Here is an 8094-nt window from a genome sequence, read left to right as displayed (position 1 = left end):
GAGCATTCTGCGAGGAACTTCGTGTTTCTCAGCAGCGCTGCGTTTTCAGCAGCAGAGAAGCGAGATTATGAACCGTGTTTCGCATTTCGTCAACAACTTTTTTCACTACATCGTTGCGACTGCGGGGTTCAACTTCCAGGCCAGTTGCGCGCTTCAGACTCCAGCACACCGCCAACCCTGCTTCCCTCTTCCGCGCCGCGTTTCCGTTAGCGCGAAAGAGGCGTGATTCTAAGCACCCGCCCCCAACTGCGCAAGCCCCTTTGTGAAAAAAGTTTGAAAAAGCCCCCGTGCGCTGACGCGCACGGGGGCTTGGGGCTCGACGGGCCGGGCAACCACGCCGACAACCGATAGCCACCAGTCGCCGGCCAAGTACCCAAGTAGCCCGATCAGCGGTGCTTGAACACCGGCTTCCGTTTCTCGACGAATGCCGCCATCCCTTCCTTCTGATCCTCGGTCGCGAACAGCGAATGAAACAGCCGACGCTCGAAGTGGACGCCTTCGGCCAGCGTCGTCTCGTACGCACGGTTCACCGACTCCTTGACCATCATGACCGCCGGCAGCGAAAACTCGGCGATCGTCGCCGCGGCGGCAAGCGCCTCGTCGAGCAACGTGTCGGCCGGCAGCACGCGAGACACGAGCCCCGCGCGCTCCGCTTCGGCAGCATCCATGAAACGAGCGGTCAGGCACATGTCCATCGCCTTCGCCTTCGACACCGCGCGCGGCAGGCGCTGCGTGCCGCCCGCACCCGGCATGACGCCCAGCTTGATTTCCGGCTGGCCGAACTTGGCCGTGTCCGCCGCGAAGATGATGTCGCACATCATGGCCAGCTCGCAGCCGCCACCCAGCGCAAAGCCCGAAACCGCTGCAATGATCGGCTTGCGGATCTCGCGGACCGTCTCCCAGTTGCGCGTAATGTAGTCGCCCCGGTACACATCCATATAGGAGTAGGTCGCCATCATGCCGATGTCCGCGCCGGCCGCGAATGCCTTCTCGCTCCCGGTTACGACGATCGCGCCGATGCCATCGTCCGCATCGAACGCCTTCAGCGCGTCACCCAGCTCATCCATCAGCGCATCGTTCAGCGCATTCAGCGCCTTCGGACGGTTCAGCGTAACCAGCCCGACACGCCCCCGGGTCTCCACCAGGATGTTCTCGTAAGCCATCTATTTCTCCTCGATCAATGAAATGAGAAACGCCTCGCACATGCGAATAGTTTGATGCTACCATTCTCCGACCAACCGGTCGGTTAATTAATCGATCCAACCCCTCTCAACGTCCATCAGGCCGCCGCCATGACCCATGCACTGTTCACGAAGCACGAAGACACGCTGAAACACGCACTCGCCGCCATCGAGAGCCGCGGGTACTGGAGCCCGTTCGCCGAAATGCCGAGCCCCAAAGTGTACGGGGAAAGCGCGAACGCAGATGGCGAGGCCGCGTTCAAGTCGCACCTCGACAAGACGTTCGCGCTCGACCAGCCGGCGTCCGGAGAAACGGTCGGCGCAGAGCGGTCGCCGTATGGCATTGCACTGGGCATCCGGTATCCGAAGTCGACGCCCGACGAACTGATCGCCGCCGCTGCCGCCGCGCAACGCACGTGGCGCGAAGCCGGCCCGAGCGCCTGGATCGGCGTCAGCCTCGAAATCCTCGCGCGCCTGAATCGTGCCAGCTTCGAAATCGCCTACAGCGTGATGCACACCACGGGGCAGGCATTCATGATGGCGTTCCAGGCCGGCGGCCCGCACGCGCAAGATCGCGCGCTCGAGGCAGTCGCCTATGCATGGGACGAACTGCGCCGCATCCCGGCCGATGCGCACTGGGAAAAGCCGCAAGGCAAGAACCCACCGCTCGCAATGCACAAGCGCTATACGATCGTCCCGCGCGGCACCGGGCTCGTGCTCGGCTGCTGCACGTTCCCGACCTGGAACGGCTATCCCGGCCTGTTCGCCGATCTCGCGACCGGCAACACCGTAATCGTCAAACCGCATCCGGGCGCGATCCTGCCCCTCGCCGTCACCGTCCGGATCGCTCGCGACGTGCTGCGCGAAGCCGGTTTCGATCCGAACGTCGTCACGCTCCTCGCGACCGAACCCAACGACGGCGCACTCGTTCAGGATCTCGCGCTGCGCCCCGAGATCAAGCTGATCGACTTCACCGGCAGCACGCAAAACGGCACGTGGCTCGAACGCCATGCCCACCAGGCACAGGTCTATACCGAGAAGGCCGGCGTCAACCAGATCGTGATCGACTCGACCGACGACCTGAAGGCCGCCGCCAAGAACATCGCGTTCTCGCTGGCGCTGTACTCCGGGCAGATGTGCACGGCACCGCAGAACATCTACGTGCCGCGCGACGGCATCCGGACGGCGGACGGCCACGCGAGCTTCGACGAGGTCGCACAGGCAATCGCCATTTCCGTGCAAAAACTCACCGGCGACCCGGCACGCTCGGTCGAACTGATCGGCGCAATCCAGAACGAAGGCGTGACCGCACGCATCGACGACGCCCGCCAGCTTGGCCGCGTGCTCGCCGACAGCCTGACCCTCCAGCACCCTGCGTTCCCCGATGCCCGCGTGCGCACGCCGCTCGTGCTGCAACTGGACGTGGCCGATCGCGAGAAATTCACGCAGGAATGGTTCGGCCCGATCTCGTTCGTGATCGCGACCGACTCGACCGCGCAGTCGCTCGACCTCGCCGGAGAAATCGCGGCGGAACATGGCGCGCTGACGCTCGCCGTCTACAGCACCGATGACGCGATCGTCGACGCTGCCCACGACGCGGCAGTGCGCGGTGGCGTCGCGCTGTCGATCAACCTGACGGGCGGTGTGTTCGTGAACCAGTCGGCAGCGTTCTCGGATTTCCACGGCACAGGCGCAAACCCGGCAGCCAACGCGGCACTGGCCGACCCGGCGTTCGTCGCCAACCGGTTCCGCGTGGTGCAAAGCCGCATCCATGTTGCCCCGAAGGCTGCACCCGCGGAAGCCGGCCAATCGGCATAACCCGAATGGCCGACGTGCAAACGCCGCCACGTTCTCTACCATGAACGAATCCGCCACCTGGCGGGTTCGTTGCTCATCGATACGCCCATGACAGACGCCTATATCTGCGACGCGATTCGCACCCCCATCGGCCGCTACGGCGGCGCCCTGAAAGATGTCCGCGCCGACGACCTCGGTGCGGTGCCGCTCAAGGCGCTCATCGAGCGCAACCGTGACGTCGACTGGACGGCGATCGACGACGTGATCTACGGCTGCGCAAACCAGGCCGGCGAGGACAATCGCAACGTCGCACGCATGTCGGCGCTGCTCGCAGGCCTGCCGACCGACGTGCCCGGCACGACGCTGAACCGGCTGTGCGGCTCCGGGATGGACGCGGTCGGCACAGCCGCACGCGCGATCAAGGCGGGCGAGGCTCGCCTGATGATCGCAGGCGGCGTCGAGAGCATGACGCGTGCGCCGTTCGTGATGGGCAAGGCCACGAGCGCGTTCGCACGCCAGGCCGACATTTTCGACACGACGATCGGCTGGCGTTTCATCAATCCGCTGATGAAACAGCTGTATGGCGTCGACTCGATGCCCGAGACGGCCGAAAACGTCGCGGTCGACTACACCATCAGCCGCGCCGACCAGGATCTGTTCGCACTGCGCAGCCAGCAGAAGGCCGCGCGTGCGCAGCAGGACGGCACGCTCGCCGACGAAATCGTCGCGGTCACGATTCCGCAGAAGAAAGGCGATCCGGTGGTCGTATCGCGCGATGAGCACCCTCGCGAGACGTCACTCGAAGCGCTCGCGAAGCTGAAAGGCGTCGTGCGCCCGGACGGCTCGGTGACGGCCGGCAACGCATCGGGCGTCAACGACGGTGCGTGCGCGCTGCTGCTCGCCAATGCGCAGGCAGCCGATCAGTACGGTCTGCGCCGCCGCGCACGCGTCATCGGTATGGCGACGGCCGGCGTCGCGCCGCGCGTGATGGGCATCGGGCCCGCACCGGCCACGCAAAAACTGCTGCACCAGCTCGGCATGACCATCGATCAGTTCGACGTCATCGAACTGAACGAGGCGTTCGCGTCCCAAGGGCTCGCTGTGCTGCGCATGCTCGGCGTCGCCGACGACGATCCGCGCGTGAATCCGAACGGTGGCGCAATCGCATTGGGGCATCCGCTCGGCGCATCGGGCGCCCGGCTCGTGACCACAGCGCTCCATCAACTCGAGCGTACGGGCGGCCGCTTTGCGCTCTGTACGATGTGCATCGGCGTCGGCCAGGGCATCGCACTCGCGATCGAACGTGTGTAACCAACCCACCGCGCGCCTATAACGAAGTCATGAAGGAGATACTGCATGTCCTATCAGGCGATTCAGCTGGATATCGATCAGGCCTCGAACGTAGCCACGATTACCCTCAACCGCCCCGACAAGCTGAACAGCTTTACGCGGGCGATGCATCGCGAGCTGCAGTCGGCACTCGATGATGTCGAGGCGGCCGGCGCGCGCGCGCTGATCCTGACAGGTGCGGGGCGCGGCTTCTGCGCAGGCCAGGACCTGGCCGATCTCGACTTCACGCCGGGCGCGTCTACCGACCTCGGCACGCTGATCGACGAGCACTTCAATCCGCTGATCCGCCGCCTGCAGCGTCTGCCGATTCCGGTGATCGCCGCCGTCAACGGTACGGCGGCCGGCGCTGGAGCGAATCTCGCGCTCGCCTGCGATCTCGTGTTCGCCGCCCGCTCGAGCAGTTTCATCCAGGCCTTCGTCAAGATCGGGCTCGTACCCGATTCCGGCGGTACGTGGTTCCTGCCGCAACGCGTCGGAATGGCACGCGCGCTGGGGCTCGCGCTGACCGGCGACAAGCTCGGGGCCGAACAGGCCGAGCAATGGGGCTTGATCTGGCGTGCCGTCGACGACGACTCGCTCGCTGCATCAGCCCGCCAGCTCGCCACCCAGCTCGCGCAGCAGCCGACGCTTGCGATCGCTTCGATCAAGCAATCGATGCGTGCCAGCGTCACGAACACGCTCGACCAGCAACTCGACATGGAACGCGACCTGCAGCGCACGCTCGGGCAGTCGCACGACTATGCGGAAGGCGTGAAGGCATTCATCGAGAAGCGCGCGCCGCGCTTCGAGGGGCGTTGACATGACGACCACCACGGCCACGCTCGACCCCGATTCGCTCGCCCGCGCCACCGCGCGGGCCATGTACGACGCCGATGCATGCAGCCGCGCGTTCGGGATGGAAATCGCCGAAGTACGCGCCGGCTACGCGCGTCTGCAGATGCGCGTGCGTCCCGAGTTCCTGAACGGTCATCAGACCTGCCATGGCGGAATCATCTTCACGCTGGCCGATTCGACGTTCGCGTTCGCGTGCAACTCGTACAACGTGAATACCGTCGCGGCCGGCTGCTCGATCGAATTCCTGCGCCCCGTGCACGGCGACGACGTGCTAACGGCCGAAGCGATCGAGCAGGCGCGCGCCGGCCGCCAAGGCATCTACGACATCCGCGTCACGAACCAGACCGGCGAAACCGTCGCGATGTTTCGCGGCAAATCCGCCCAGATCAAGGGCACGGTCATCCCGGAAGACCGCTGACGTCGACGGCTCGCACATAACAAACACTGGAGACATGCATGACTACCCCGCTACCGCTCGAGCCGATCGAGACCGCCTCACGCGACGAGCTGACCGCGCTGCAGCTCGAACGCCTCAAGTGGTCGCTCCGGCATGCGTATGACCACTCCCCCGTCTATCGTCGCAAGTTCGACGACGCGGGCGTCCATCCGGACGACCTGAAGACGCTCGCCGACCTGTCGCGCTTCCCGTTCACGACGAAGAGCGACCTGCGCGACAGTTACCCGTTCGGGATGTTCGCGGTGCCGCAGGACCAGATCTCGCGCATTCATGCGTCGTCGGGCACGACCGGCAAGCCGACGGTCGTCGGCTATACGGCCGGCGACATCGACACATGGGCGAATCTCGTCGCTCGCTCGATCCGCGCCGCCGGTGCGCGCCGCGGCGACAAGGTGCACGTCAGCTACGGCTACGGCTTGTTCACGGGCGGGCTCGGCGCGCACTACGGCGCCGAACGCGCAGGGCTGACCGTGATCCCGTTCGGCGGCGGCCAGACCGAGAAGCAGGTGCAGCTGATCCAGGATTTCCGGCCCGACATCATCATGGTGACGCCGAGCTACATGCTGTCGATCGCCGACGAAATCGAGCGCCAGGGCCTCGATCCCGTGCAGAGTTCGCTGCGCATCGGCATCTTCGGCGCGGAACCCTGGACCAACGACATGCGCGTCGCGATCGAGCAGCGGATGGGCATCGATGCGGTCGACATTTATGGGCTGTCCGAAGTGATGGGCCCCGGCGTCGCGTCCGAATGCGTCGAGACCAAGGACGGCCCGACCATCTGGGAAGACCACTTCTATCCGGAAATCATCGATCCTGAAACCGGCGAAGTGCTTCCGGACGGCGAACTCGGCGAGCTCGTGTTCACGTCGCTGACGAAGGAGGCGCTGCCGATCGTCCGCTACCGGACCCGCGACCTCACGCGGCTGTTGCCGGGCACGGCCCGCACGATGCGCCGGATGGAGAAGATCACGGGGCGCTCGGACGACATGATGATCGTGCGCGGCGTGAACGTATTCCCGACGCAGATCGAGGAGCAGTTGCTCAAGCAGCGCGCGCTCGCACCGCACTATCAGATCGTGCTGACGAAGGAAGGCCCGCTCGACGTGATGACGCTCAACGTCGAGCCTTGCCCCGAGACCGCACCCGATACGGCGGCGATCCATGCGGCAAAACAGGCGCTCGCCTATGACATCAAATCGCTGATCGGCGTGACGGCCGTAATCAACGTGCTGCCCGTGAACGGGATCGAGCGATCGGTCGGCAAGGCGCGACGTGTCGTCGACAAGCGCAAGGGCTGACGAAAATCGCTGCGCGTTAATTGCGCGCGCTGAATCCGTGGCTGCAAATGAAACAGCCCGATCGGCCAACGCCGATCGGGCTGTTTCATTCCGGGACGTCGTTGGGGCACTCGCCGACGCGACGCACGCATCACGAAAGCTGACACCGCACGATCGCCCTCATGATCAGGGCGACACACCCCACGCACCCCGTCGCATCCACGAATACCACGTCGGATGCATCGGCGGCGGCCCAAGCGACCGCAACCACCCGCGCCACCTCACATCACGAATTCGGGAACAGCAGCCACATCCGGCCGACCTGCTTCATCCGCCCGGCCTGATCGCCTGCATCGTCGCCGAGCCCCCAGAAGTAGTCGGCCCGCACACCGCCCTTGATCGCTGAGCCCGTATCCTGCGCGAACACGAGCCGGTTCATCGGCGTATTCGTCAGCGGGCGCGTGGTCTGCAGGAACACCGGCGTGCCGAGCGGGATCGACGACGGATCGACGGCGATCGAGCGCTCCGGCGTCAGCGGCACGCCCAGCGCGCCGATCGGGCCGTCCGCGCCGCCGTGCGGCGCATCTTCCTTGGTCGGCATGTCGCGGAAGAACACGAACCGCGGGTTCGTGTCGAGCAACGCGTCAACGCGGGTCGGGTTCGCCTTCGCCCACGCCTTGATGCCCTGCATCGTCGCCTGAGCGGGCGTCAGCTCGCCGCGATCGAGCAGCCACTTGCCGATCGAGCGGTACGGCTGGTTGTTGGTGCCGCCGAAGCCGACCCGCATCACCGAACCGTCGTCGAGCAGCACGCGCCCCGAGCCCTGCACCTGCAGGAAGAACGCTTCGATCGGGTCGTCGACCCACACGAGTTCGTTGCCGTTCAGGATGCCGGCGCGTTCGAGCTGTGCGCGTGCCGGCAGCGCGGCGCCCGCGCGATAACCGGCCGGCCAGCGGTAGAGCGCGTACTGATACGGACCGCGACGCACGCGCGAACCATGCAGCAGCGGCTCGTAATAGCCGGTCACGAGCCCGTCGAGCGTACCGTCGGTGTTCGCGAGCTGGAACGGCGTGAAATACGTTTCGAAGAACGTGCGTGCACTGCTGACGTCAAGCTCGTCGAGCCGGTCGGCAGCCGCGCAAGCGCGCGACCACGCCGGCTGGCGCGCGAGCCGCACGCAGTTCTGCCGCAGCGCGGA

Annotated in this window: 8 protein-coding genes; 6 read left to right on the top strand and 2 right to left on the bottom strand. The window is 65.6% G+C overall.

The features are described from left to right. Positions 1–226: hypothetical protein (locus G3N99_RS30200; RefSeq protein ID WP_206124199.1), on the top strand; the 226-nt coding region annotated here is incomplete at its 5' end. 160 nt (positions 227–386) lie between these two features. On the opposite strand, the gene G3N99_RS30195 is transcribed toward G3N99_RS30200, so the two are convergent. Continuing rightward, the gene (locus G3N99_RS30195) at positions 387–1163 is read right to left on the bottom strand and encodes an enoyl-CoA hydratase (protein ID WP_089424403.1); all 777 of its coding nucleotides are present in this window, start codon (positions 1161–1163) and stop codon (positions 387–389) included. Positions 1164–1292: 129 nt separating this feature from the next. Between G3N99_RS30195 and paaN the strand changes: the two genes are divergently transcribed. The 5 genes from paaN to paaK all read left to right on the top strand — a co-directional run bounded on the left by paaN (position 1293) and on the right by paaK (position 6917). Beyond that, a complete protein-coding gene (gene paaN / locus G3N99_RS30190) occupies positions 1293–2999 on the top strand; it encodes a phenylacetic acid degradation protein PaaN (protein ID WP_206124198.1) in 1707 nt (568 codons plus the stop codon). Positions 3000–3086: 87 nt separating this feature from the next. Continuing rightward, entirely contained in the window at positions 3087–4289 is a 1203-nt protein-coding gene (gene pcaF / locus G3N99_RS30185; RefSeq protein ID WP_174939669.1) for a 3-oxoadipyl-CoA thiolase, read from the top strand. Between the two features lie 45 nt (positions 4290–4334). Further along, a complete protein-coding gene (gene paaG / locus G3N99_RS30180) occupies positions 4335–5126 on the top strand; it encodes a 2-(1,2-epoxy-1,2-dihydrophenyl)acetyl-CoA isomerase PaaG (RefSeq protein ID WP_206124197.1) in 792 nt (263 codons plus the stop codon). A 1-nt stretch (position 5127) separates the two neighbouring features. Beyond that, positions 5128–5580: a hydroxyphenylacetyl-CoA thioesterase PaaI gene (gene paaI / locus G3N99_RS30175; protein ID WP_174942319.1), complete on the top strand. Its 453-nt coding sequence runs from the start codon at positions 5128–5130 to the stop codon at positions 5578–5580. Between the two features lie 38 nt (positions 5581–5618). Continuing rightward, positions 5619–6917, top strand: a complete 1299-nt coding sequence (gene paaK, locus G3N99_RS30170; protein WP_069247036.1) for a phenylacetate--CoA ligase PaaK — start codon at positions 5619–5621, stop codon at positions 6915–6917. Positions 6918–7182: 265 nt separating this feature from the next. Here the strand turns inward: paaK and G3N99_RS30165 are convergent. Next, the coding region (locus G3N99_RS30165; RefSeq protein WP_206124196.1) for an MltA domain-containing protein at positions 7183–8094 on the bottom strand (912 nt) is incomplete at its 5' end.

The organism is Burkholderia sp. Ac-20392 (assembly GCF_017104585.1).
Taxonomy (GTDB): domain Bacteria; phylum Pseudomonadota; class Gammaproteobacteria; order Burkholderiales; family Burkholderiaceae; genus Burkholderia; species Burkholderia lata.
This window is presented reverse-complemented; position numbering and strand designations above follow the sequence as displayed.